27 protein-coding genes are annotated in these 23,990 nt (G+C 62.9%); 15 read left to right on the forward strand and 12 right to left on the reverse strand.

Going from position 1 to position 23,990, the window contains the following annotated elements:
* The first annotated feature begins 177 nt into the window (after positions 1 to 177).
* The 4 genes from IP89_RS02415 (at position 178) to pabB (ending at position 4,676) form a co-directional block, all read left to right on the forward strand.
* On the forward strand, positions 178 to 714 hold the full coding sequence (locus IP89_RS02415; protein WP_043307369.1) for an ATP-dependent zinc protease: 537 nt from the start codon (positions 178 to 180) through the stop codon (positions 712 to 714).
* Between the two features lie 5 nt (positions 715 to 719).
* Positions 720 to 2,246: an inactive transglutaminase family protein gene (locus tag IP89_RS02420; protein WP_043307370.1), complete on the forward strand. Its 1,527-nt coding sequence runs from the start codon at positions 720 to 722 to the stop codon at positions 2,244 to 2,246.
* A gap of 4 nt (positions 2,247 to 2,250) precedes the next feature.
* Entirely contained in the window at positions 2,251 to 3,237 is a 987-nt protein-coding gene (locus tag IP89_RS02425) for an alpha-L-glutamate ligase-like protein (protein ID WP_043307372.1), read from the forward strand.
* Between the two features lie 95 nt (positions 3,238 to 3,332).
* Positions 3,333 to 4,676, forward strand: a complete 1,344-nt coding sequence (gene pabB, locus IP89_RS02430) for an aminodeoxychorismate synthase component I (RefSeq protein WP_043307373.1) — start codon at positions 3,333 to 3,335, stop codon at positions 4,674 to 4,676.
* 51 nt (positions 4,677 to 4,727) lie between these two features.
* On the opposite strand, the gene thrH is transcribed toward pabB, so the two are convergent.
* Complete coding sequence (gene thrH / locus IP89_RS02435; protein WP_043307374.1) at positions 4,728 to 5,345, reverse strand: bifunctional phosphoserine phosphatase/homoserine phosphotransferase ThrH; 618 nt, start codon at positions 5,343 to 5,345, stop codon at positions 4,728 to 4,730.
* A gap of 142 nt (positions 5,346 to 5,487) precedes the next feature.
* On the opposite strand from thrH, the gene IP89_RS02440 reads away from it, so the two are divergent.
* Positions 5,488 to 6,108: a phosphoadenosine phosphosulfate reductase family protein gene (locus IP89_RS02440; RefSeq protein ID WP_043307376.1), complete on the forward strand. Its 621-nt coding sequence runs from the start codon at positions 5,488 to 5,490 to the stop codon at positions 6,106 to 6,108.
* 54 nt (positions 6,109 to 6,162) lie between these two features.
* Here the strand turns inward: IP89_RS02440 and cysB are convergent, their stop codons facing one another.
* The 3 genes from cysB to IP89_RS02455 form a co-directional block, all read right to left on the reverse strand.
* Positions 6,163 to 7,137, reverse strand: a complete 975-nt coding sequence (gene cysB / locus IP89_RS02445; RefSeq protein ID WP_043307378.1) for an HTH-type transcriptional regulator CysB — start codon at positions 7,135 to 7,137, stop codon at positions 6,163 to 6,165.
* Positions 7,138 to 7,274: 137 nt separating this feature from the next.
* Positions 7,275 to 7,757 carry a universal stress protein gene (locus IP89_RS02450; RefSeq protein WP_043307379.1) on the reverse strand — a complete coding sequence of 161 codons (483 nt, stop codon included), beginning with the start codon at positions 7,755 to 7,757 and terminating at the stop codon, positions 7,275 to 7,277.
* 79 nt (positions 7,758 to 7,836) lie between these two features.
* Complete coding sequence (locus IP89_RS02455; protein ID WP_256203088.1) at positions 7,837 to 8,172, reverse strand: co-chaperone YbbN; 336 nt, start codon at positions 8,170 to 8,172, stop codon at positions 7,837 to 7,839.
* A 49-nt stretch (positions 8,173 to 8,221) separates the two neighbouring features.
* Here IP89_RS02455 and IP89_RS02460 point away from each other — a divergent pair, with 49 nt between their 5' ends.
* Positions 8,222 to 8,644, forward strand: coding sequence for a PilZ domain-containing protein (locus IP89_RS02460; RefSeq protein WP_043307381.1), 423 nt, complete (start codon positions 8,222 to 8,224; stop codon positions 8,642 to 8,644).
* A gap of 110 nt (positions 8,645 to 8,754) precedes the next feature.
* Positions 8,755 to 9,831, forward strand: coding sequence for a 3-deoxy-7-phosphoheptulonate synthase (locus IP89_RS02465; protein ID WP_043307382.1), 1,077 nt, complete (start codon positions 8,755 to 8,757; stop codon positions 9,829 to 9,831).
* Between the two features lie 58 nt (positions 9,832 to 9,889).
* Here the strand turns inward: IP89_RS02465 and IP89_RS02470 are convergent, their stop codons facing one another.
* Positions 9,890 to 10,171: a GNAT family N-acetyltransferase gene (locus IP89_RS02470; protein ID WP_043307384.1), complete on the reverse strand. Its 282-nt coding sequence runs from the start codon at positions 10,169 to 10,171 to the stop codon at positions 9,890 to 9,892.
* Between the two features lie 561 nt (positions 10,172 to 10,732).
* Here IP89_RS02470 and oprI point away from each other — a divergent pair.
* Positions 10,733 to 10,984 (forward strand): outer membrane lipoprotei OprI, encoded by a 252-nt coding sequence (gene oprI / locus IP89_RS02475; protein ID WP_003448337.1) that lies wholly within the window; start codon positions 10,733 to 10,735, stop codon positions 10,982 to 10,984.
* Between the two features lie 126 nt (positions 10,985 to 11,110).
* Here oprI and IP89_RS02480 read toward each other — a convergent pair whose 3' ends face one another.
* The 3 genes from IP89_RS02480 to IP89_RS02490 form a co-directional block, all read right to left on the reverse strand.
* On the reverse strand, positions 11,111 to 12,064 hold the full coding sequence (locus IP89_RS02480; protein ID WP_043307385.1) for a L,D-transpeptidase family protein: 954 nt from the start codon (positions 12,062 to 12,064) through the stop codon (positions 11,111 to 11,113).
* Between the two features lie 74 nt (positions 12,065 to 12,138).
* Positions 12,139 to 12,420, reverse strand: a complete 282-nt coding sequence (locus IP89_RS02485; RefSeq protein ID WP_043307386.1) for a hypothetical protein — start codon at positions 12,418 to 12,420, stop codon at positions 12,139 to 12,141.
* 56 nt (positions 12,421 to 12,476) lie between these two features.
* Positions 12,477 to 13,082 carry an arylesterase gene (locus IP89_RS02490; RefSeq protein ID WP_043307595.1) on the reverse strand — a complete coding sequence of 202 codons (606 nt, stop codon included), beginning with the start codon at positions 13,080 to 13,082 and terminating at the stop codon, positions 12,477 to 12,479.
* Positions 13,083 to 13,092: 10 nt separating this feature from the next.
* Here IP89_RS02490 and IP89_RS02495 point away from each other — a divergent pair, with 10 nt between their 5' ends.
* The 3 genes from IP89_RS02495 to greB are packed head-to-tail and all read left to right on the forward strand — an operon-like array spanning position 13,093 to position 16,821.
* A complete protein-coding gene (locus IP89_RS02495; RefSeq protein ID WP_043307387.1) occupies positions 13,093 to 13,776 on the forward strand; it encodes an ABC transporter ATP-binding protein in 684 nt (227 codons plus the stop codon).
* A complete protein-coding gene (locus IP89_RS02500; RefSeq protein ID WP_043307388.1) occupies positions 13,776 to 16,268 on the forward strand; it encodes an ABC transporter permease in 2,493 nt (830 codons plus the stop codon). The genes IP89_RS02495 and IP89_RS02500 overlap by 1 nt, the downstream gene beginning before the upstream one ends.
* A 40-nt stretch (positions 16,269 to 16,308) precedes the next feature.
* Complete coding sequence (gene greB, locus IP89_RS02505; RefSeq protein ID WP_043307389.1) at positions 16,309 to 16,821, forward strand: transcription elongation factor GreB; 513 nt, start codon at positions 16,309 to 16,311, stop codon at positions 16,819 to 16,821.
* On the opposite strand, the gene IP89_RS23610 is transcribed toward greB, so the two are convergent.
* Entirely contained in the window at positions 16,808 to 17,020 is a 213-nt protein-coding gene (locus IP89_RS23610; RefSeq protein WP_256203089.1) for a hypothetical protein, read from the reverse strand. The two genes, greB and IP89_RS23610, sit on opposite strands and share 14 nt — an antisense overlap.
* A gap of 265 nt (positions 17,021 to 17,285) precedes the next feature.
* Between IP89_RS23610 and thpR the strand changes: the two genes are divergently transcribed.
* From thpR to IP89_RS02525, 3 genes are all read left to right on the forward strand, one after another.
* The gene (gene thpR / locus IP89_RS02515; protein ID WP_043307393.1) at positions 17,286 to 17,783 is read left to right on the forward strand and encodes an RNA 2',3'-cyclic phosphodiesterase; all 498 of its coding nucleotides are present in this window, start codon (positions 17,286 to 17,288) and stop codon (positions 17,781 to 17,783) included.
* 237 nt (positions 17,784 to 18,020) lie between these two features.
* Positions 18,021 to 18,962: a triacylglycerol lipase gene (locus IP89_RS02520; RefSeq protein WP_043307395.1), complete on the forward strand. Its 942-nt coding sequence runs from the start codon at positions 18,021 to 18,023 to the stop codon at positions 18,960 to 18,962.
* A gap of 55 nt (positions 18,963 to 19,017) precedes the next feature.
* Positions 19,018 to 20,058: a lipase secretion chaperone gene (locus IP89_RS02525; protein ID WP_043307396.1), complete on the forward strand. Its 1,041-nt coding sequence runs from the start codon at positions 19,018 to 19,020 to the stop codon at positions 20,056 to 20,058.
* Between the two features lie 46 nt (positions 20,059 to 20,104).
* On the opposite strand, the gene IP89_RS02530 is transcribed toward IP89_RS02525, so the two are convergent.
* Both IP89_RS02530 and IP89_RS02535 read right to left on the reverse strand, forming a co-directional pair.
* Positions 20,105 to 20,539: a DoxX family protein gene (locus tag IP89_RS02530; protein ID WP_043307397.1), complete on the reverse strand. Its 435-nt coding sequence runs from the start codon at positions 20,537 to 20,539 to the stop codon at positions 20,105 to 20,107.
* Positions 20,540 to 20,646: 107 nt separating this feature from the next.
* Positions 20,647 to 22,062, reverse strand: coding sequence for a transglycosylase SLT domain-containing protein (locus IP89_RS02535; RefSeq protein WP_043307399.1), 1,416 nt, complete (start codon positions 22,060 to 22,062; stop codon positions 20,647 to 20,649).
* Positions 22,063 to 22,291: 229 nt separating this feature from the next.
* On the opposite strand from IP89_RS02535, the gene IP89_RS02540 reads away from it, so the two are divergent.
* Positions 22,292 to 23,095: a TatD family hydrolase gene (locus IP89_RS02540; protein WP_043307400.1), complete on the forward strand. Its 804-nt coding sequence runs from the start codon at positions 22,292 to 22,294 to the stop codon at positions 23,093 to 23,095.
* Here the strand turns inward: IP89_RS02540 and IP89_RS02545 are convergent.
* A complete protein-coding gene (locus IP89_RS02545; RefSeq protein WP_043307402.1) occupies positions 23,092 to 23,889 on the reverse strand; it encodes an acyl-CoA thioesterase II in 798 nt (265 codons plus the stop codon). The two genes, IP89_RS02540 and IP89_RS02545, sit on opposite strands and share 4 nt — an antisense overlap.
* Between the last annotated feature and the right edge of the window lie 101 nt (positions 23,890 to 23,990).

Consider the following 23,990-nt stretch of genomic DNA (forward strand, 5'->3'; position numbering starts at 1 on the left):
ACGCAATCGTGCAATCAACCTGCAGAAACGCTCATAAGCGGCTGTCGCAGCAGAAAAACCCCATGTTAGAATGCCGCCCGCATGCACCGGCCCGGAGCCGCCGTCATGCCTGCTAGACTTCACCCGCCGGCAGCCGCGCCCCGCCGCCGCCCCGACGACGCGAATATCAAAGGATTTATGCGACTCAAGCCTTTCGCCCTCCTCCTCAGCTGCGGCCTGCTTCCCGGCATGAGTCTCGCCTCCGAAAAGACCGTGTACGGCCTGAATGAATACGTCAGCCTCGCGGACCTCAAGCTGGAAGTCGCCGCCAAACTCGACACCGGCGCCAAGACGGCCTCGCTCAGCGCCCGCGACATCGAACGCTTCAAACGTGACGGCGAAACCTGGGTGCGCTTCTACCTGGCCATCGACGATGCTCATGAGCACGCAATCGAGCGCCCGCTGGCCCGCATCAGCAAGATCAAGCGCCGCTCCGGCGACTTCGATCCCGAGGAAGGCAAGACCTACACCGCTCGCCCGGTGATCGAACTTGAAGTGTGCATGGGCAAGTCTTTGCACACCATCGAAGTGAACCTGACCGACCGCAGCGCATTCCAATACCCGCTGCTGATTGGCTCCGAGGCGCTCAAGCGCCTGGATGCCGTAGTCGATCCCAGTCTTAAATATGCTGCCGGCAAACCCGGCTGCACCCCTGACGCAAACTCTGCCGAGTAACTCACATGCGCTCTCTTACCCTGCATCTGAAAGTCCTTATCACCCTCCTGGTGACAGTGGGCGTTCTGGTAACGGCCTATCAGATATTCATCCTCGGCATCCCGGTGACCGAAGACGAGACCGATGACCTGTGGAATATCGACGCCAAGGTCGAGTTCCAGGCCAGCCCTCGCGAGCCGGTCAAGGTGCAGATGTTCGTACCGCCACTGAACCAGGACTATGTGAGCCTCAACGAGAGCTTCATCTCCAACAACTACGGCGTGAGCGTCAACCGCATCGACGGCAACCGCAAGCTGACCTGGTCGGCTCGTCGCGCCAACGGCAACCAGACCCTCTACTACCGCCTGGTGCTGACCAAGCGCTACAGCGGCGAGCCGGCCAAGGCCAAGGGCCCGATCTTCCGCGACAGCATCGCGGTAGAAGGCGCCGAGAAGATCGCAGCCGAAGCCCTGCTCGCCCCCATCCGCCAGCACTCGGCCGATGTGCAGACCTTCATCAGCGAGACCATCAAGCGTGTCAACAATGTTGGCGACGACAACGTCAAGCTACTGCTCGGCGGCGACGCGTCCACCGCCAACAAGGCCAAGGTCATCGACCTGCTGCTGTCCATCGCCCACGTGCCGATGGAGCGCGTGCACACCATCCGCCTGATCGCGGACGCGCAGCAGGCCCCGGAACTGTGGCTGCGCAGCTTCAACGGCGAGAACTGGCTGTACTTCAACCCGGAAAGCGGCGAACAAGGCCTACCGACCGACCGCGTGGTCTGGTGGACCGGTGACGAGCCGCTGGTGAGCATCGAAGGCGGCAAGAAGCCGCAAGTCAGCTTCACCCTGAACAACAGCGAGATGAACGCCATCCGCCTGGCCAAGCTGACCGACGAGAACACCGACGTCGACTTCCTCGAATACTCGCTGTACGGCCTGCCGCTGCAGACCCAGCAGACCTATCAGATCATGATCATGATCCCGATCGGCGTGCTGGTGATCCTGATCCTGCGCAACCTGGGCGGCCTGCAGACCCTCGGCACCTTCACCCCGGTACTGATCGCCCTCGCCTTCCGCGAGACCCAGCTGGGCTTCGGCATCGTGCTGTTCACCATCATCACCGCCCTCGGCCTGTCGCTGCGCTCGTATCTGGAGCACCTGAAGCTACAGATGCTGCCGCGACTATCGGTGGTGCTGACCTTCGTGGTGGTGCTGATCGCCGTCATCAGCCTGTTCAGCCACAAGCTCGGCCTGGAACGCGGCCTGTCGGTTGCTCTGTTCCCGATGGTGATCCTGACCATGACCATCGAACGCCTGTCCATCACTTGGGAAGAGCGTGGCGGCGCCCACGCCTTCAAGGTGGCCGTCGGCACCCTGTTCGCCGCAACCCTGGCGCACCTGCTGATGACCATCCCGGAGCTGACCTACTTCATCTTCACCTTCCCTGCGGTGCTGCTGATCATGGTGGGCTTCATGCTGGCGATGGGGCGCTACCGCGGCTACCGCCTGACCGAGCTGTTCCGCTTCAAAGCCTTTCTGAAGGATTGAGCCCATGTTCGGCCTGATCAAGACGTGGAAAGCCCTTGAAGCCAAAGGCATCATGGGCATCAATCGACGCAACGCGGACTACGTGCTGAAGTACAACAAACGGCACCTGTACCCGATCGTCGACGACAAGATCATCACCAAGGAGCGAGCCATCGCCGCCGGCATTCATGTGCCGGAGATGTACGGCATCATTTCCACGGAAAAGGAGATCGAAAAGTTCTCCGAGATCATCGGTGAGCGTACCGACTTCGTCATCAAGCCGGCGCAAGGCGCCGGCGGTGACGGCATCCTGGTGATCGCCGACAAGTTCGAGGGCCGTTACAAGACCGTCTCCGGCAAGATCGTCAGCCAGGAAGACATCGAGCACCAGCTCTCCAGCATCCTCACCGGCCTGTACTCCCTCGGCGGCCACCGCGACCGTGCGCTGATCGAGTACCGCGTGACCCCGGACCCGATCTTCAAGAGCATCAGCTACGAAGGCGTGCCGGACATCCGCATCATCGTGCTGATGGGCTACCCGGTGATGGCCATGCTGCGCCTGCCGACCCGCCAATCCAACGGCAAGGCCAACCTGCACCAGGGCGCCATCGGCGTCGGTGTAGACCTGGCTACCGGCATCACCCTCAAGGGTACCTGGCTGAACAACAAGATCACCAAACACCCCGACACCACCAATGCCGTGGATGGCGTGCAGCTGCCCAACTGGGATGGCTTCATGAAGCTCGCGGCCGGCTGCTACGAACTGTGCGGCCTCGGCTACATCGGCGTGGACATGGTACTGGACGTGGACAAGGGCCCGCTGATCCTCGAACTCAATGCCCGCCCCGGCCTGAACATCCAGATCGCCAACGACTGTGGCCTGACCCATCGCGCCCATGCGGTAGAGGCTCGCCTCGCCGAGCTGGCGAAAAACGATGAGAAGGAAAGCGTGGAAGACCGCGTACGCTTCTCCCAGCAGCTGTTCGGCCACATCAAGCCCAAAGAGGCCTGAGCCAAGCGGTACTGACAAGGCCCGGTAATACCGGGCTTTTTCATTACCCGGTCCGGCTCTTACAATCGCAAGCCAAGCCTTCCCGAATCTGCCGCATGAGCACCTGCCTCGTTCATCCTTTGCCCTACCGGGCCGACCCCGCCGCCTACTTCGGCCTGGTGCGCCAGGCGCCCGGAGCCGTGCTGCTGGATGCCGGACGCCCACAGGCAGAGCGCGGGCGTTTTGATCTGCTCAGCGCCTGGCCGCTGCAGACCGCATCTCCCACCCCAGATGAAGATGGCAATGCCTTCCTTCAGCGCCTACGCCAAAGCCTGGCCGACCTGGGCCACGCCGAAGCCCCCGAAGGCCTGACGCTACCCTTTACTGGCGGGCTGATCGGCTATCTGGCCTACGACTTTAGCCGCCGCCTGGAACAGCTGCCCGCGCAGTGCATCGACGACCTGCAACTGCCTGACGCCCGCTTCGGCCTGTATGATTGGGCGCTGGTCAGCGACCACCAGCTGCAGGCCAGCCAACTGGTCTTTCACCCCAAACTTGCGACCACCGAGCGCGAGCGCCTGATCCAGCTGTTCGAGATCGGCAGCGCGGCGCCCTACGCGCCCTTCTCCCTGCTGCAGCCATTTCGCGCCGATCTCAAGCAGGATGAATATCGCCAGGCCATCGAGCGCATTCAGGCCTATATCCAAGCCGGCGACTGCTACCAGGTCAACTTCGCCCAGCGCTTCCAGGCACCCTGCCAGGGCGATGCCTGGAACGCCTACCTGGCCCTGCGCGCGGCGTGCCCGACGCCGTTTGCCGGCTTCCAGGCACTGGACAACGGCGACGCGATCCTCAGCCTGTCTCCGGAGCGCTTCCTTCAGGTCAGCCAGGGCCACGTCGAGACCCGACCGATCAAGGGCACCCGCCCACGCGGTAGCGACACGACAGAAGACCAGGCCAATGCCGCCGAGCTGCTGGCCAGCGCCAAGGACCGCGCCGAGAACCTGATGATCGTCGACCTGCTGCGCAACGATCTCGGCCGCAGCTGCCGCACAGGCTCGGTGAAGGTGCCGGAGCTGTTCGCCCTGGAGAGCTACCCCAACGTGCACCACCTGGTCAGCGCCGTCACCGGCGAGCTGGACGACGACAGCGACGCGCTGGACCTGATCGCCGGAAGCTTCCCCGGCGGCTCGATCACTGGCGCCCCGAAGATCCGCGCCATGCAGATCATCGACGAGCTCGAGCCAACCCGCCGCGCGCTCTATTGCGGCTCCCTGCTCTACCTGGACGTACGCGGCGAGCTGGACAGCTCCATCGCCATTCGCAGCCTGCTGATCAAGGGCGGCACCGCCAGCTGCTGGGGCGGTGGCGGCATAGTGGCGGACTCGGACTGGCAGGCCGAATACGCAGAATCCATCACCAAGGTGAAAGTGCTGCTACAGACGCTGGAAACGCTCTGAACGCCCATAAAAAAGGCCCGCATCTGCGGGCCTTTTTCATTGCGGCAAGCCTTACAGGCTCAGCTCGCGATTGGACGCCTTGAGGAACTCGCGCTTGAGGTCTTCGTAGGTGTGTACTGCCGGGAACTGCGGGAACTCGCGGATCACGTTGTCCGGCGCATGGAACAGGATGCCGGCATGGGCTTCGCTGAGCATGGTGGTGTCGTTGTACGAGTCGCCGGCGGCGATCACACGATAGTAGAGGCTCTTGAAGGCGATAACGGACTGACGCTTGGGGTCCTTCTGACGCAGCTGGTAACCCACCACGCGATCGGTCTCGTCGGTGATCAGCTTGTGGCACAGCAGGGCCGGGAAGCCCAGTTGGCGCATCAGCGGCTGGGAGAACTCGTAGAAGGTGTCGGAGAGGATCACCACCTGGAAGCGCTCGCGCAGCCAATCGACGAACTCCACCGCACCCTCCAGAGGCTTGAGGGTGGCGATCACTTCCTGGATGTCCTTCAGCTTCAGGCCGTGCTCATCGAGGATGCGCAGACGCTGTTTCATCAGCACGTCGTAGTCTGGGATATCGCGAGTGGTGGCCTTGAGCGCTTCGATACCGGTTTTTTCGGCGAAGGCGATCCAGATTTCCGGAACCAGTACACCTTCGAGGTCGAGGCAGGCGATTTCCACGGGCGACTCCTAACAGACGATGAGAGGGCCGGCACTCTAGCAGCATGGCGAGGCGCTGGTAAACCGGGCGCGCTGGTGGTTGAGCCCGGTTCAGGCTGGTAACATCTTGCCCCTCGAATTGACTGCCCACAGGAATGCTCAGATGACCCTCGATCTGGCCCAAATCAACGCCGAACTCGGGAAAGACGCCGAAAAACTCGTGGAATGGGCCCTGAGCCTGGGCAAGACGGCGATCTGCACCACCAACTTCCGCCCCTTCGAGGCGGTGATCCTGCACATGGTGACCAGCGTCAAGCCGGACACCCAGGTGATCTGGATGGACAACGGTTACAACACCGAGGCGACCTACAAGTTCGCCGATGAGGTTACCAAGCAGCTCAACCTCAACCTGAAGACCTACCTGCCGCTGCGCTCGCGCGCCCATCGCGAAGCCATCGACGGCCCGGTGCCGGCGCTGGACGATCCGCGCCACGCTGCCTTCACCGAGGAGGTGAAGCTGGAGCCCTTTGCCCGCGCTCTGCGCGAGGCCGCTCCGCAGGTATGGTTCACCGCCTTGCGCGCCAGCGACACCGCCGTGCGCGCCCAGATGGACCCGGTGAGCATCAACCCGGACGGCCTGATCAAGGTCGCGCCGCTGCTGCACTGGAGTTCCAAGGAGCTGTACGAGTATCTGGTCAAGCACAGCCTGCCGAACAACTTCGACTACGTGGACCCGACCAAGGGCGAGGAAAACCGCGAGTGCGGTCTGCACCTCAGCCACTAATGCAGTAGAACGAAAAAGGGCGCCGGATGGCGCCCTTTTTCATGCCCGGAAGGCTCAATGCACGGGCAGCTCGACGCCGTCGAACAGCTCGTCCAACTCGGCCTTGGTGTGGCACTGCACGGCCTTGGCCAGCACGTCGCGAGTCAGGTGCGGGGCGAACTTCTCGATGAAATCGCACATGAAGCCACGCAGGAAGGTACCGCGACGGAAACCGATCTTGGTGATACTGGCTTCGAACAGCTCGCTGGCATCGAGGATCACCAGGTCATTGTCGAGTTTGGTATCCACTGCCATGCGCGCCACGATGCCAACACCCAGGCCCAGACGAACATAGGTCTTGATCACGTCGGCGTCGGCCGCGGTAAACACCACCTTGGGCGACAACCCCTTATGGCTGAAAGCTTCATCCAGCTTGGAGCGACCGGTGAAGCCGAACACGTAGGTGACGATGGGGTGCTCGACCAGAGCCTCCAGAGTCAGCTTCGGCAGCTTGGTCAGCGGGTGCCCCTGGGGCACGATCACGCAGCGGTTCCAGCGATAGCACGGCATCATCACCAGATCGTTGAACAACTCCAGACCCTCGGTGGCGATGGCGAAGTCAACAGTGCCGTCGGCCGCCATCTCGGCGATCTGGGTCGGCGAGCCCTGGTGCATGTGCAGGGCCACTTCCGGATACTGCTTGATGAAGCCACTGATCACCGGCGGCAGTGCATAGCGCGCCTGGGTATGAGTGGTAGCGATGGACAGCGTGCCCTTCTTCTCGTTAGAGAACTCCTGGGCGATCTGCTTGATGCTCTCGACCTTGCGCAATATCTCGCCGGCGGTGGTGATGATGCGCTCGCCGGCCGGAGTCACCCGAGTCAGGTGCTTGCCGCTACGGGCGAAGACCTCGACGCCCAGTTCGTCTTCCAGCAGGCGGATCTGCTTGCTGATACCAGGTTGCGAGGTGTAGAGGCTCTGCGCGGTGGCAGAGACGTTGAGGTCATGGTGCGCCACTTCCCAGATGTAGCGCAGTTGCTGCAGCTTCATAGATGTCCCTCAAAGCAGATAGACGCTGCCCGAATTTGCCGACACAGCGATATAACCATATTAACGGTTTAAAGATAAAACTAGACGATTTTTTGAGTTGTGCATGCCGTTCGTCTAACGACTGGCGATAAGAGCCGCTAGCGATGCTGAAGCATTGGCACCAGGTAGACCGGCGTATCCGACAGCTGCAGGAGCCTCGCAGCGGTGCGGCCCAGAGGAATATCCTGCGTCGCCCCATGGCTGTGACTGCCTACGACCAGCAGATCAACCCCGAGTTTCCGCGCCTCCTCAAGGATCACCTGGGCGGGGTCCCCCTGAGCCACCCGCACGCTGCGTACGATACGCATGTCCTGAGCCTCGCCCATCTCGTCACGGAAGCCCTCCATGACACGCTGTTCGATGCTTGCCATCACAGTGGTCAGCCCCTTGCTGCGAAGCTCCTGCAGCGTTTTTTCGTCCAGATAAGTCTGCAGCACCGATTCTGCAAACAGGCCAAGCGGCTCTACCGCGTGAACTACATGCAGCTCAGCGCGAAAGGCCTTGGCAAGGGACAACGCGTGCTGCAGCACGTAGGGGGCATAGAGACCCAGATCGGTGGCGTAGAGAATCGAGCGCAGCATTGGGCCTCCTGAATTACCGCTAGGGCCTATGACAGAGCTTAGCAGCGCTGTATCCGCAGCTCAGATACTCCAGAGAACATCAAGGCAGCTCTTCGGACTCTCGCGCCAACGCCTGCTGCAGCATTGCAGAAAGCCCGCTTTCCTGAAGTGCAGATTGCAAACTGCCAAAAAACTGGCCATCGCGAACCAGAAACAGGCTTGGCAGGTGAAAAACCTCATAGCGCTCGACCAAACCGCCGTTATTCCCGGCATCCACCCAGCACAAGCGATCAACTGGAAGCCTCATACCAGGCAGCTCACGACGCGCCCAGCGGCAGCTGGCACAACCTATGCTGGTAAATATGAGCAGAGAGGTACCGGATAGCTCCAGCAGCTGGCGATCAGCATCGAAGTCCGTCAACTCCAGGCTGGGCACTATACTGTTCACGTGTGATGTCAAATGGATGGCATCCGGAGTAGTCACAATGCGTCGTTTTTTGCGTCACCCAAGCGACATGCCAGTGGAACTGGTCCAGCGCAAGCATGCTTTCCTGCCACGGCAGCGGCTGAACAATATCAGCCTGGGCGGCGTAGCTTGCAATTCCAGCAAGGGATTTCGCAAAGGCACCGCCGTAGAGCTGCGCATTCCTTTGTTGGGGGAGCAGGCTTGTTATCCGGGGGTGGTCGCCTGGTGCCGCAAACAGCAGGCAGACAGCTATCTGGTCGGCATTGCCTTCATCGACGAAGACACCCTGTTCCGCGCCCGGATGGTCGAGCAAGTCTGTCAGATTGAGCACTACCGCCACCAGCGCGAACAGGAGCTGGGCACGTCACTGGAGGTCGAGACGATCGCTCGCGAGTGGATAGCGCTGCACGCCGCCGAGTTCCCCAGCACGCAAATCCACTGATCCCGCCATTGTCTAGGCAGCCTTGAACGCGTTAAGGTTCCTCTCCCCCGCTGCGCCCCATGATTCCGCCTGAAGAGGCGCTCGGCTCCCGTGACCTGACGAGTACCACGATGGCTGATTTACCGATTGACGATCTTAACGTTTCATCCAATGAAACCCTGATCACCCCGGCGCAGCTCAAGCGCGAGATCCCCCTCACCGAAGCCGCCCAGCGCACCGTTGCGCATGGCCGCCAGGTGGTTCGCAATATCCTCGATGGCAAGGATCACCGCCTGTTCGTGGTGGTCGGCCCCTGCTCCATCCACGACATCAAGGCCGCCCATGAATATGCCGAGCGCCTCAAGGTGCTGGCTGCAGAGGTGTCCGACAGCCTATTCCTGGTCATGCGCGTGTACTTCGAGAAGCCGCGCACCACGGTCGGCTGGAAAGGCCTGATCAACGACCCGTACCTGGATGACTCGTTCAAGATCCAGGACGGCCTGCACATCGGCCGCCAGCTCCTGCGCGACCTGGCCGAAATGGGCTTGCCGACTGCCACCGAGGCGCTCGACCCGATTTCCCCGCAGTACCTGCAGGACCTGATCAGCTGGTCGGCCATCGGCGCTCGTACCACAGAATCCCAGACCCACCGCGAGATGGCTTCCGGCCTGTCCTCGGCCGTCGGCTTCAAGAACGGCACCGACGGCGGCCTGACCGTGGCAATCAACGCGCTGCAGTCGGTCTCCAGCCCGCACCGTTTCCTCGGCATCAACCAGGAAGGCGGCGTGTCCATCGTCACCACCAAGGGCAACGCCTATGGTCACGTGGTGCTGCGCGGTGGCAATGGCAAGCCCAACTACGACTCCGTCAGCGTCGCCATCTGCGAGCAGGAACTGGCCAAGGCCAAGATCAGCCCGAACATCATGGTCGACTGCAGCCACGCCAACTCCAACAAGGACCCGGCCCTGCAGCCGCTGGTCATGGAGAACGTGGCCAACCAGATCCTCGAGGGCAACAACTCGATCGTCGGCCTGATGGTGGAGAGCCATCTGGGCTGGGGCAGCCAGTCGATCCCGAAGAACCTGTGCGACCTCAAATACGGCGTATCCATCACAGACGCCTGCATCGACTGGGATACCACCGAGAAGACCTTGCGCAGCATGCACGCGAAACTGAAGGACGTTCTGCCCAAGCGCCAGCGCGGCTGATTCTTGTGCAGAAACGAAAACGCCGGGCATTGCCCGGCGTTTTTCTTTGCGTCTCGACTCAGTGTTTGAGCTGCTGGCGCTGACGGCGCTCCAGATAACGCTCCACATAGGAACAGGATGGAATCACCGTGTACCCCATGGACTCGGCATACTCCAGCGCCTGCTCGGTCAGCGCCGCGGCGATACCACGCCCACGCAGTGGATTCGGCACGAAGGTGCGATAGATGTCGAGCGTCTGCTTGCCCAGATCCATATAGGCCAGATAGGCGCGGTGGCCGTCGATTACGGCCTCGAACTGATGACCCGCCTGGTCATGGTGGATGGACAACCCTTCGCTCATTTCATCTCCTCATTGGGCGCTGCAAAACGCCTCTACCATAGCGATCTTTTCCCGCCAGAGAAACAATTCAGTCGCCTTGCGAGTGGTTAAAGGATGCAAATAGCCATCCACTCCAGCATTCAACTGTAGCTGTATGTCAGCAACGGCGAGCACTTCTCAGCCCGTAGCCAACATCGCCTTATGACGGGCCAATCATCGACCCGGATAAGCTCATCGGGTTCAATTGACGCTCCAAGTAATCCGCAAGACTGAATACCCTGCAGAAACTGAATCTCCTGCCGCATAGTTCTTATCGAACGCCGATAAGTAACACTCACCAGAAAAATGCACTGCCGTACCAACAAAAAGATCAGCAGAGTTTTCCTTGGCAACCCCAAAAACCCAGGGAACTGTATGTTTTTTAAACAAAAAACATTAAAACATAAGCGGATCGTGATTTTTTTTGCATCCCTTGCTTCCGCTCGGTTTACTTACTAAAAGTAATGGGTAGTATGTAGCCCGGCTAATTTCCCACGATCGGGAAATTGCTTTTCATGGAAAGTCCACCTTAAGGGGAACACGATGAACAACGTTCTGAAATTCTCTGCTCTGGCTCTGGCCGCCGTTCTGGCCACCGGTTGCAGCAGCGTATCCAAAGAAACCGAAGCCCGTCTGACCGCTACCGAAGACGCCGCTGCCCGCGCTCAAGCTCGTGCCGACGAAGCCTACCGCAAGGCCGACGAGGCTCTGGCTGCTGCTCAGAAGGCTCAGCAGACCGCTGACGAAGCCAACGAGCGCGCTCTGCGTATGCTGGAAAAAGCCAGCCGCAAGTAATTCTTGCCAAGGCTTTGAAGAAGCCGACCCGGTTCGCCGAGTCGGCTTTTTTAATGCCCGCAATTTATTGCAGGCAACAAAAAGCCCGCCGACATCACTGAAGGCGGGCTTTGCTGAAACGCTGAATCACATCTCCAGCGGCGCAGCCTCATGGTTGGCCACGGCATCCTGAGGAATAGCGATCTCGATCGGCATGCCATCCTCGGACGCCACCACCTCACGCACCATTTCCCAGTCCAAGCGCATGCTGCCGCCCAGCTGTTCGTTCTTCAGCAGGGCGTTGATGACCGCAGTGTGCTTGTCCACCACGGAAGGCTCGCCACTGTCGCTCAACGGCTCATGAGCCTCCAAGTAGACCTTGCCGCCACTCACGCCAAACTTGTACGGCTCATTGATGATGCGCACGGAAGTGCCCACCGGAGCCATCTTCGCCAGCTCCAGCACGTTGTTGTTGAGCATGCGGAAGCAGCCGTGGCTGACGCGCATGCCGATGCCGAACTTCTTGTTGGAACCGTGGATCAGGTAGCCCGGTGTGCCCAGGGTGAACTTGAACGGGCCCAGAGGGTTATCCGGACCTGGCGGTACGTAAGCCGGCAGCGGGTCGCCATCAGCAGCGTGCTCGGCGCGGATGGACGCGGGCGGGGACCAGCCCGGGTTCGGCGTCTTGGCGGTCACGGTGGTGTGCGCAATCGGCGAGCCCCAGCCTTCACGACCGATACCCAGCGGGAAGGTGTGCACGACGTTCTGCCCTTTCGGGAAGTAGTACATGCGGTACTCGGCCAGGTTGATCACGATGCCTTCGCGCGGGCCCGGCGGCAGGATATAGCGGGTCGGCAGGATGATCTCGGCACCCTCGCCAGGCAACCAAGCATCTACGCCCGGGTTGGCGGCCACCATCTCCAGATAGCCCAGGTCATTGGCCGTGGCGAGGTCGGCAAAGGTATCTTCGTACTTGGCCTTGATCACCTGGATCTGACCGACGATATCTTCGCCCGGTGGCGGCAGAGGCAGTTCGAGGGCGGCAACTGGGCCGGCCACGATCAGGCTGGCGAGGCTCAGGGAGCGGGCGAGCGACAACATCCGTAAATCCTTGGCATGAATGGCTGATAGAAAGTTTCGAGATTGTACACCGGCGGCAAGCGTGCCGGGAGGGCTCAGGCGTCGGGCCACAGGGGCCTTTCTCCGCGGCGCGCGGCCTCCAGCGCCTGGCGGCAATGCGAGCATAGCCGCCTATCGCGCAGGTCCAGCCGCTCCACATCACGCATGGCCGGCAAGGCCGGAACCAGACCGCCGCATAGCGTTCGATCGGCAAAACCACCCAGCTCCAGCTGACGCGCGACCAGATGCACCCTCGCCTCACGACACGCGAACAGATCCAACTGCTCGTCGGGGACGATCAGCTGATAAGCGTACAGGGACCAGGCAGGGCGCGGCATTCAGGGCTCCGAGGCGGGGTCGCCACGATAGCCGAAAGCCAGCAGGCGGGGAAGGCTCAGAGCAACGGCTCCAGGCGCGGCCAGACGTTATCCAGCATCTTTGACTGAGCCGCAGCGGCTGGATGGATGCCATCGGGCTGCATCATCCCAGGCACGCCACCAACGCCATCCAGCAGAAAAGGCACCAAAGGCACCTGCCTGTCGGCAGCGAGATCGGCATAGACCTGGGCGAAGGCCTGGGTGTAGCGCTGGCCATAATTGGGCGGCAGACGCATGCCCAGCAACAGCACACTGGCACCCGACGCCTTGGATGCGTCGACCATGCGAGCAAGATTCTGTTGCAATTGCGCAGGAGGCTGTCCACGTAGCCCATCGTTGCCACCCAACTCGATGATCACCAATTGCGGCTTATGCTGCGCAAGCAGCGCCGGCAGCCGCGCCAAGCCACCTGAGCTGGTATCGCCACTGATCGATGCATTGACAACCTGATGCTCAAAACCGCCCTCCTGCAGGCGTTTCTGCAGCAGTGCGACCCAGCCCTGCCGGGTATCCAGTCCCAAAGCGGCGCTGATACTATCCCCGACCACCAGGACGGTGCCGGCCAGTGCGCCCTGGGCCCACAGCAACAGTGTCAGGGCACCGCCAATCCACAACGCACGCATCGGACTCTCCATGAGCGCAAGCATTCTTTCTGCGCGGCACCTTAGCAAAGTGGTTCCCAGCACGGAAGGCGAGCTCGCCATCCTCCACGACCTCTCCCTGGACCTGGCGAAGGGTGACAGCCTGGCCATCGTCGGCAGCTCGGGTTCCGGCAAATCCACCCTCCTCGGCTTGTTGGCCGGGCTGGACCTGCCCAGCGGCGGCGAAGTGGAACTGGCAGGCAACGCCCTGCAAGCGCTGGATGAAGACCGCCGCGCACGAGTGCGCGCCGAACACGTTGGCTTCGTCTTCCAGTCCTTCCAGTTGCTGGACAACCTGAACGCCCTGGAAAACGTCATGCTGCCGCTGGAGCTGGAGGGCCGTAGCGACGCGCGCCAACGTGCTGCCGCACTGCTGGAACGAGTCGGCCTGGGGCAACGCTTCAGCCACTACCCACGGCAACTCTCCGGCGGCGAGCAACAACGCGTGGCTATTGCCCGCGCCTTCGCTGCCGAGCCGGCGATCCTGTTCGCCGACGAACCCACCGGTAACCTCGACAGCCATACCGGCGAGCGCATCAGCGACCTGCTCTTCGAGCTGAACCAGGAGCGCGGCACCACCCTGGTACTGGTTACCCACGACGAGCGCCTGGCACATCGCTGCCGTCGCCTGATCCGCCTGGAAGCCGGGCATCTGGTCGACAGCGTGGAGCCCTGATGGTCACCCGTCTGTTCGTCCTCGCCTGGCGCCAGTTGCTGCGCGATGCCCGCGCCGGTGAGCTGCGCGTGTTGTTCTTCGCCTTGCTGGTGGCCGTCGCCGCCAGCACCGCCATCGGCTATTTCGGTGCCCGCCTCAACGGCGCCATGTTGCTGCGCGCCACCGAATTCCTCGGCGCCGATCTGGTACTGAATGGCAGCGCACCCGCCACACCCGAGCAGATCACGGCAGGCCGCAATAGTGGGCTTGAGCATGCGCAGGTGGTCGAGTTTGCCAGCGTGATCAGCGGCGAGCAGGGCATCCAACTGGCCAGCATCAAGGCCGCTAGCGACAACTATCCCCTGCGCGGCGAGTTGAAGAGCGCGGCGCAGCCCTATGCCGCCGAACAACCCGGCGGCGGCCCGCAGCCAGGTGAAGCCTGGGCCGAGTCCCGCCTGTTCGCCGCTCTGGACCTGAAGATCGGCCAGGACATCGAGGTCGGCAATCGTCAGCTGCGCCTGACTCGCGTGCTGACTTATGAACCTGATCGTGCCGGCGACTTCTACAGCCTCACCCCGCGCGTACTGATCAACCTGGAAGACCTGGCCTCCACCGGCGTGGTGCAACCCGGCAGCCGCGTGCGCTATCGCGAACTGTGGCGCGGCGATGGCGAGGCGCTCGCACGCTATCGCCAGGAAATGGAAAAAGGCCTCGCCGCTCACCAGCAACTGGAGGATGCCCGCGACGGCAACCGCCAGATCGGCGGAGCCTTGGGGCGAGCCGAGCGCTATCTGAATCTCGCTAGCCTGGCCGCAGTGCTGCTGGCCGGCGTTGCCGTAGCCCTGTCCGCCGCCCGCTTCGCCGCACGGCGCTTCGACACCAGCGCCCTGCTCCGCTGCCTTGGCCTGTCGCGCAGCGAAGCCCTGGTCCTGTTCGCGTTGCAGCTGGCCATGCTCGGTCTGATCGCCAGCCTGGCCGGCGCCCTGCTCGGCTGGCTCGGCCAACTGGTACTGTTCAAGCTGCTTCAGGGGCTACTGCCCGCCGGTGTGCCACCGGGCGGCCTGCTACCGGCGCTGGCCGGTATGGCCACGGGTCTGGTCGCACTGGCCGGCTTCGCCCTGCCCCCGCTGGCTGCCCTCGGTCGTGTGCCTCCATTGCGGGTGCTACGCCGCGACCTGTTGCCGGTGCCACCCAGCTCCTGGCTGGTCTATGGCGCCGCACTACTGGCCCTCGGCCTGATCATGTGGCGCCTGAGCCTGGACCTGAAGCTGACCCTGGGCCTGCTCGGTGGCGGACTGCTCGCTACCCTGCTGCTCGGCGGCGTGCTGCTGTTCGGCCTGAATGCCCTGCGTCGAATGCTGGCCCGTGCCTCACTGCCCTGGCGCCTAGGCCTTGGCCAACTGCTGCGTAACCCCCTGGCTGCAGCTGGCCAGTCGCTGGCGTTCGGCCTGATCCTGCTGGCCATGGCACTGATCGCCCTGCTGCGTGGCGAGCTGCTGGACACCTGGCAGAACCAGTTGCCGGAGAATGCACCCAACCATTTTGCCCTCAACGTATTGCCCGACGAACGCGAAGCCTTCGCCGCCAGTCTCGCCCAGCTGTCGGCACATCCGGCGCCGCTCTATCCGATCGTCGCGGGCCGCCTGACGATGATCAACGGCGAGCCGGTCAGGGACATCGTCAGCAAAGACAGCCGTGGCGAACGAGCCATACAGCGCGACCTCAGTCTGACCTGGGCAGCAGACCTGCCGGAAGGCAATCAGCTGCTATCCGGTCAATGGTGGCAGCAGCCGGTGCAGGGCGAACTGCCAGGTGTCTCCGTGGAATCGGAGCTGGCCGAGAGCCTGGAGCTGAAGCTCGGCGACGAGCTGACCTTCAGTGTCGGCGGCATGGAGCGAAAGGCGCGAGTCAGCAGCTTGCGCCAGGTGAAGTGGGACAGCTTCCAGCCGAACTTCTACATGATCTTCGAGCCAGGCACCCTGCAGGACCTGCCCGCCACCTACCTGACCAGCTTCTACCTGCCGCCACACAGCGAGAAGCGCCTGGTGGAGCTATCGCGGCAGTTCCCGGCCGTCACCCTGCTGCAGGTGGACGCACTGCTCGAGCAACTGCGCAGCATCATGGCCCAGGTCAGCGTGGCGATTGAGTACGTGCTGCTATTCGTCCTCGCTGCAGGGCTCACCGTCCTCTTCGCCGGCCTGCAGGCGACCCTCGACGAGCGTCTGCGCCAAGGCGCACTGTTGCGTGCACTTGGCGCCGAACGCCGCCTGCTGCTGCGCGCGCGACGTGCCGAGTTCGGCCTGCTGGGCGCCGGCAGCGGCCTGCTGGCGGCAGTCGGTTGCGAGCTGGCCAGCTTCCTGCTGTATCGCTACGCCCTGGACCTGCAATGGCAGCCGCATCCCTGGCTGCTGCTGTTACCGCTGATCGGCGCGCTGCTGGTCGGGGCGGCAGGTGTATGGGGTACGCGCCGGGCGCTCAATGCCTCGCCCTTGACGGTGCTGCGCGAAGTCTGAGCTTGTTAGAATCGCCCGACCTCAGAACTTCACGAGCACCATGAGCCGTTATCGTCCGCCCCGTACCGCCGGCACCCCGCTGATCACCCCTGAGGGAGAGGCGCGCCTGCGCGCCGAGCTGCATGAGCTGTGGCACGTGCGGCGGCCACAGGTGACCCAGGCTGTCAGCGAGGCTGCAGCCCTTGGTGATCGCTCGGAAAATGCCGAGTACATCTACGGCAAGAAGATGCTGCGCGAGATCGATGGCCGGGTGCGTTTTCTCACCAAACGCCTGGAGAACCTCAAGGTGGTGGACACTCGCCCAAGTGATCCCAACAAGGTCTATTTCGGCGCCTGGGTAACCCTGGAGGACGAAGATGGCAGCGAATCGCGCTACCGCATCGTCGGCCCCGACGAGCTCGACCTGAAGCTGGGGCTGATCAGCATCGACTCTCCGCTGGCTCGCGCCCTGGTAGGCAAGGCGCTGGACGCCGAGGTACGGGTGCAGACGCCTGGCGGCGAACAGGAGTTTTATATCACCGCCATCGACTATCCGGACTTCAGCGCAGGCTGATCAGCCCTTGGCGAGCGACGCGAACCAACTGGCCGATCAGCTCGTCGCTCACCGGCTGGGCCTCGGCGCCGACCACCACCAGGTCGAAGGCATTCGCCGGCAGGCTGGCCAGATCCTCTACCTTGGGGGAGGCAAAGCGAATCAGGAAATTGCGCGACGCCGGCCAGTTCTTCGGCCAGCCTTCGAGGCTCTTGAGCAAGCGGGGTTGGTGGCGACCCACCAGTAGAACGTGCGGATGACGATTCGCCGCGGCGCGCGGCAGAGGGGAAAAATGCAGATGGGTACGCGGGCAACTCATGGATACAGTCTCTGCCTCATAGTCCCGCCGGACTGCGGTGGGAGGCGACACCGGCCAGCGCTTTAGCGGTATTCGCCCAACCGGGCAGCGCCCCGCAAGTTGCTCTTAAATCGGCGCTATGGGGTGCGATCCTAAAAATGCTGCCTCGCGCTGTCAAGGAAAGCCCATGTTGCGACTGTTCTTCGCCCTGCCCTGTCCCGCCGAGATCGCCAGGCAAATCGATGCCTGGCGCCAGCCACTAGACCTGGATGGTCGGCTCATTCCTATCGCCAACCTGCATGTCACGCTGGCCTTCCTCGGTCATCTGCCAGACAGCCAGTTGGCTCCGCTCAGGCAACTACCGCAGCAGCTGCCGCTGCACGAACTGGCTTTCGATCTGCAGCTGGATCGGCTCGATTGCTGGACTGGTGGGCTGCTGCACCTGGCACCCAGTCAGCCACCGGTTGAGCTGCTGGCCCTGGCCGACGGGCTCAAACGGCTATTGAGTGCAGCAGGCATGCCTGGCGAGGAGCGAATCTACCGCCCGCACCTGACCCTGGCTCGCGAGAGCCACCTCCCTGAAACACAGCAGCCCGCCAGCTTTCGCTGGCGCGCCGAAGAAGTGGTGCTGTACCAGTCCGAACAGGGCCGCTATCTGCCACTGGCGCAGTGGCCACTGGGCTGAATTCATCGAGCAGAAATCGCCGTGCTGTTTCCCTCGGTAACAACTCGCTAGCGCAACGGCAACCCTTGCGCCAAGCGGCTTACGCCGCAAACGCCCGTTTAGAGCCGCTGTTCTAAATTCGTCGGAATTGGCATAGATCATGCCGCGATTGTTCGGCTGAAGTACCGCATCCAGGATGGAAACGGGTGGCTGACGCAAGGACGGAATCTTCGCCAATCCACCGTTCGAGAGCACCAGATGAATAATAAGAAGACCCTGCTCGCCCTGTGTGTCGGCAGCACCCTGCTGCTGTCTGCCCAAGCCCATGCCGGCCTGTTCGGCTCTACCGGCTACACCAAGACCAAGTACCCGATCGTCCTCACCCACGGCATGCTCGGCTTCGACAGCATCCTCGGTGTCGACTACTGGTACGGCATTCCCTCCTCGCTGCGCTCCGACGGAGCCAGTGTCTACATCACCGAAGTCAGCCAGCTGAACACCTCCGAACTGCGCGGCGAAGAGCTGCTGGATCAGGTCGAGGAAATCGCCGCCATCAGCGGCAAAGGCAAGGTCAACCTGATCGGCCACAGCCATGGCGGGCCGACCGTGCGTTATGTCGCCGCCATTCGCCCGGACCTGGTCGCCTCGGTCACCAGCGTCGGCGCGCCGCACAAGGGTTCGGACACCGCCGACTTCCTGCGTCAGATCCCTCCGGGTTCGGCCGGTGAGGCGCTGCTCGCGGGCATCGTCAACGGTCTCGGCACGCTGATCAACTTCCTCTCCGGCAGCCCGAGCAACGCACCGCAGAACTCTCTCGGCTCGCTCCAGTCGCTCAACAGCGCCGGCGCCGCGGTGTTCAACGCCAAGTATCCGCAGGGCATCCCGACCAGCGCCTGTGGCGAGGGTGCCTACAAGGTGAATGGCGTCAGCTACTACTCCTGGAGTGGCACCAGCCCCCTGACCAACGTGCTGGATGTCAGCGACCTGCTCACCGGCGCCGCCTCGCTGACCTTCGACGAAGAGAACGATGGCCTGGTCGGCCGTTGCAGCTCGCACCTGGGCAAGGTGATCCGCGACAACTACCGGATGAACCACCTCGACGAGGTCAACCAGGTCTTCGGCCTGACCAGCCTGTTCGAGACCGACCCGGTCACCGTGTACCGCCAGCAGGCCAACCGCCTCAAGCTGGCCGGCCTCTGAGCCCAAAGATTGGGGCCCATCGGGCCCCAATGCTTTCCTCCTGAAGAGTCTCGCCTTGAACAAACCCCTGTTTCTGGCTGTGCCCCTGCTGATCGGAGCCGGCGTCGCCACAACTCTCTATTTCAACCCGCTGGAGCCTCAGCCCAGCCCCGCTGCGCCAGCCCAGGCTACGCTCGAGAGCAATGCTCCCCAGGCGGAGTCGCCAGCGGAAGACCACGTCTACCAGCCGCCTGCCCTGGATAACGGCATCGCCGCCCTGCCGCGCTCGTTCGCCGGCACCGAGGTTGACGGCCAGTTCCGCCTCGACGAGGCCGGTAACCTGATCGTCAGCATGGATATCCGGCGCATCTTCGATTACTTCCTCAGCGCCTATGGCGAAGAGGGCATCAAGTCCAGCATCGAGCGCCTGCAGGCCTATATCCGCAGCCAGCTCGACGAGCCGGCCGAGGGCCAGGCCCTGGCCTTGCTGGAGCAGTACCTGGACTACAAGCGCCAGCTGATCGAGCTGGAGAAGAGCCTGCCGCAGATGGCCAACCTGGATGCCATGCGCCAGCGTGAGCAGGCCGTGCAGGGCTTGCGTGCCAGCATCTTCAGCGCCGAGGCGCATCAGGCCTTCTTCGCTCAGGAAGAGGCCTACAACCTGTTCACCCTGCAGCGCTTGGCGATCCGCCACGATCAGACCCTGAACGACCAGCAGAAAGCCGAGGCCATGGACCATCTGCGTGCCAGCCTGCCGGAAGACATGCAGGAGATGGTGGTGCCGCAACTGCAGGCCGAGCTGCGCCAGCAGACCGCTGCCCTGCAGGCTCAGGGCGCCAGCGCCGCGCAGATCCAGCAACTACGCCTGCAGCTGGTCGGCGCCGAAGCTACGGCACGCCTGGAGGCACTGGATCAGAAGCGCCAGCAGTGGCAGACGCGCCTGGACGACTACCGCCGCGAGAAGGCGCGCATCGTCGCCAACAGCGGGCTCAGCGACGAGGACCGGCAAGCTGCCATCGCCAGCCTGGCCGAGGAGCGCTTCGACGAACGCGAGCGCCTGCGCCTGGACGCCGCGGAGCAGCTGGCACAGAGCCGGGAGAAGGAGAAAAAGCTGTAAATGCAAAAGGCCCGCTATTGCGGGCCTTTTGCTGGCGAGGTGTAGATCAGCGAGCGATGGCGCGATCCACAGACAGCTTGCCGGCGCCTTCGATGAGCAACACTGCGCTGATCAGGCCGAGGATCATGGCGTACTCGAAGCCGTTATTGGTGATGAAGAAACCGTTGGCCCAGTGCACGGTCGCCGCGGCGATCACCATGGCGAACAACAGGGAGGCTGCAGCCGGGCGAACCAGCAGGCCGACCACCAGAGCCAGGCCACCGAAGAACTCGGCGCTGCCGGCCAGCGCGGCCATCAGGTAGCCAGGCGTGATGCCGATGCTTTCCATCCACTGGCCGACGCCTTCCAGGCCGTAGCCACCGAACCAGCCGAACAGTTTCTGGGCGCCGTGGGCGGCGAAGGTCAGACCGGTAACGACGCGCAGCAGGGTGATGCCGTAGCCAGCGTTGGAGGACATCAGTTTGGTGATCAGGTTGTTCATGTGCCAGTTCCTTGTGGAGGAGTTGTTTGGGTTGGTGAGGCACATATTATTCGAATTTTACGATCTTAAAAGCGCAATTATGCGCTTATTTAAATCGATAAATTCGATTACTTGTTGGCGCTTAGTTTCTGCTTCTGCGGCTCCAGCAGGAAGCGCTCCCGGTCATAGGCAAGGTAGTACTTGTTCACCGCATTGACGTAGCTGACCACGCCCATGCCCAGCTGCTCCATGGCCACCCGCTCCACCTGGAAGAACCACTGGTTGGGGTTCAGGCCGCGGCGGCGTGCCTCGGCGCGCAAGCTCTGCACCCGTTGCGGGCCCATGTTGTAGGCGGCCAGCACGAATGCCATGCGCTCGCTCTCGGCGATCTGCCGGCTGGAGAAGAACTCACGGCGGATGCGCGCCATGTAGCGGGTCGCGGCCAGCACATTGTTATCCAGCGCCTGGATGTTGCCGACACCGACACTGCGAGCCGCGGCTGGAGTGATCTGCATCAGTCCGGTAGCGCCCGATGCGCCACGCGCTGCGGGGTTGAGGGTGGATTCCTTGTAGGCCACGGCGGCCAGTTGCAGCCAGTCCAGATCCTGCTTCTCACCATGTTTCTGCAGCACGCTGCGCACCTTCTCCAGGCGCTGGCGCTCGACCTGCGCCATGGGGTTACGCACCTTGTAAGAGCGCCGATAGATGCGCTGGAACGTGGAGTCCTGGTCGCTCGGCAGTTTGTAGCCGGCCAGGAAGCGGTCGATGCTGGCCCGCAGCATCGGAGAATCGCGGCGTACGAACCAGCTCATGTCGCCTTTCTCTCCCACAACCAAGTGGCGCTCGATGCGCAGCTTGGGCATGACCTTCTGCCAACGCTCGGCAATCGGCAGCTCCACGGCGGTCCAGGGATAGATGCCGGCCTGCACCATCTCCAGCACGTCCTCCACGGCCAAGCTGGGATCGGCCCACTCCACCACGATCGGCGGTTTCTTCTGCTGTATCAGGCGCTGATTGACCTCGCGCAGCGCATCGGCAACGGCGCTGCCCACCGGCAGGGTCAGGCTGCGTCCGGACATGTCTTCCAGGCGACGGTAATGGCGGTTGCCACGATTGCCCACCACCACCAGCGGCACGTCGCTGCGGATCGCCGCGCTGGCGCTGACGCCCAGGCCGGGATGGGCATCGAGCAACTCACCGGGCGCGACCAGATCACCCTCGCCTTTCTGCAAGGCGGCAACCAGCTGGTCCTTGGGACGAGGGATGATTTTCAGGCGCAGCTCACGGCCGTCGCGAGCATTACGATTGAGGTACTGGCCAAAGGCGCGCAGGCGCTGGTACTCGATGCCAATGGCCTGCCCCTTGATCTCACCGGAGCTGTTGCGGCTCTGGTTGACCAACACACGCAGCTCGCCACTCTTGCGGATTTCTGCCAGGTCGCGCTGACTCCCCGCATGCGGCAGGTTACCGCCCAGCGCGCTCAGGCGCGCCTGGGCCGGCATGACCGCCAGCAGGCAGAGCAGGAACAGCAGCGCTCGCGTCATCGGGCCTCCGGGCGGGACCGGGTCACGGATTGGCCCGGTCATCTGAGAGCACCCCGCCGACGGATGGTCCCACCGCGAGGGGCGCGGAGGTTGGCACAGCGGCCTTCAATCTGCCAGCCCGAGCTGGTAATAAACATTAACAAGCATACATAACCACCTGTAATTACTTGCTTTATTACGAAAAGCCAGGCTCTGTTATGCTGCCCCGCTCGGCTTGTGAGGTAGCACCATGCAACTCATCGACATCGGCGTCAATCTGACCCACCCCAGCCTCGCTCGGGAGCGTGACGCGGTACTCGCCCGCGCTCGGCAGGCCGGGGTCTGCCAGATGGTGCTGACCGGCACCAGCCTCGAAGAAAGCGAGCAGGCCCTGACTTTCTGCCGCGAGCTGGATGAGAGCGGGCAGCAGCTGTTCAGCACGGCGGGTGTGCATCCGCATTACGCCAGCCAGTGGAGCGCCGACAGTGCTCGCCAGTTGCGCGCTCTGCTTCAGGAAGCCCCCGTGCGCGCTGTCGGCGAATGCGGACTGGACTTCAACCGTGACTTTTCGCCACGCCCACAACAGGAAAAGGCACTGGAAGAACAGCTGGCGCTGGCCGTCGAGTTGCAACTGCCGGTATTTCTCCATGAGCGCGAAGCCGGCGAGCGGCTCATCGCCATCCTCCGCCAGTTCCGCGACCAGCTGCCAGCTGCCGTGGTGCATTGCTTCACCGGCGAGAAGGCCACGCTATACAGCTACCTGGATCTCGACCTGCACGTCGGTATCACCGGCTGGATCTGCGACGAGCGCCGCGGCACGCACCTGCACCCGCTGATGCACGACATTCCTAAGGGCCGCCTGATGCTGGAGAGTGATGCGCCCTACCTGCTGCCGCGCAGCCTGCGCCCGAAGCCGAAGAGCGGGCATAACGAGCCGGCCTTCCTCACTGAGGTGCTGCGTGAGGTAGCGCTGCACCGTGGCGAGAGTCAGGAAGCGCTGGCAGCCCACACCACCGCCACGGCCCGCACCTTCTTCGACCTGCCGCAGCTTTAGTCGAATACCGTAGTGGTCTGCCGGCTCAGAGCCAGCAGCTGGCCATCCGGAGTCCACAGGCGCGCGGCGATGTGGCCATAGCCATCGAGGGCGTGTTCGATCTCCGCGCGGTACAGGCACCAGTCGTGGGTGGTCAGGTCGGGGATCGGGTGGACGAACTCGATGGTCCAGGTCAGCGAACTGCCGGGCGCCGGCTTGCTCAGGTGCGCCAGTACAGCCGGCGGCCAGGCATCGACCAGGGCCAGCAGGTGGGCCTCGGTCACCTTGTCGTGACTGACATCGCTGCGCAGGCGCACCCAACCCCCCATATGCCGCGAGGGGTTGTTGGAGAACGGCATGCCTCCCTCGCCCCAGCGCATGGCCAGGAAGCGGGTGAACTCCGGCGTGACGCCAGCGACATAGGGCAGCTCCTGGCACTCCTCCACGGCTTTCATCGCCGGGGCGGGTTCGGCGGCGACGCGGATCGACGACTCGCGGGAGGCACCGAAGCTGCCCTGAACCATGGCCACCACCGCGCCGTTCTGCACCGCACGACCGACCACCTGCACCACCGACTTGCCTTCGCGCAGCACCTCAACCTCGAACGCCACCGCCTCGCCCATCAGCATGGGGCCGACAAAGGTGATGGACAGCGAGCGTACCGGGCGCCCCGCCGGAACCTTGAGACGCATGGCCTCGTAGATCATGGCCGCCACCAGGCCGCCAAAGGTGGCCCGCCCCTGGCCCCATAGGCCGGGAACGACAACATGCTGCGGATGGGTGTGCACCGCGTGGATCAGTTCAGCGAAGGTCATGCGCAATCTCCTTTCATGCAGACTGAAGCTTAGAGAAAAGCATGCGCGGGCGGGAGAGACTGAGCTGCCAATTCAGCGGCGATATTGCCGATCATTCGGCT

Source organism: Pseudomonas sp. ML96, from assembly GCF_000761545.1.
Lineage (GTDB): Bacteria > Pseudomonadota > Gammaproteobacteria > Pseudomonadales > Pseudomonadaceae > Aquipseudomonas.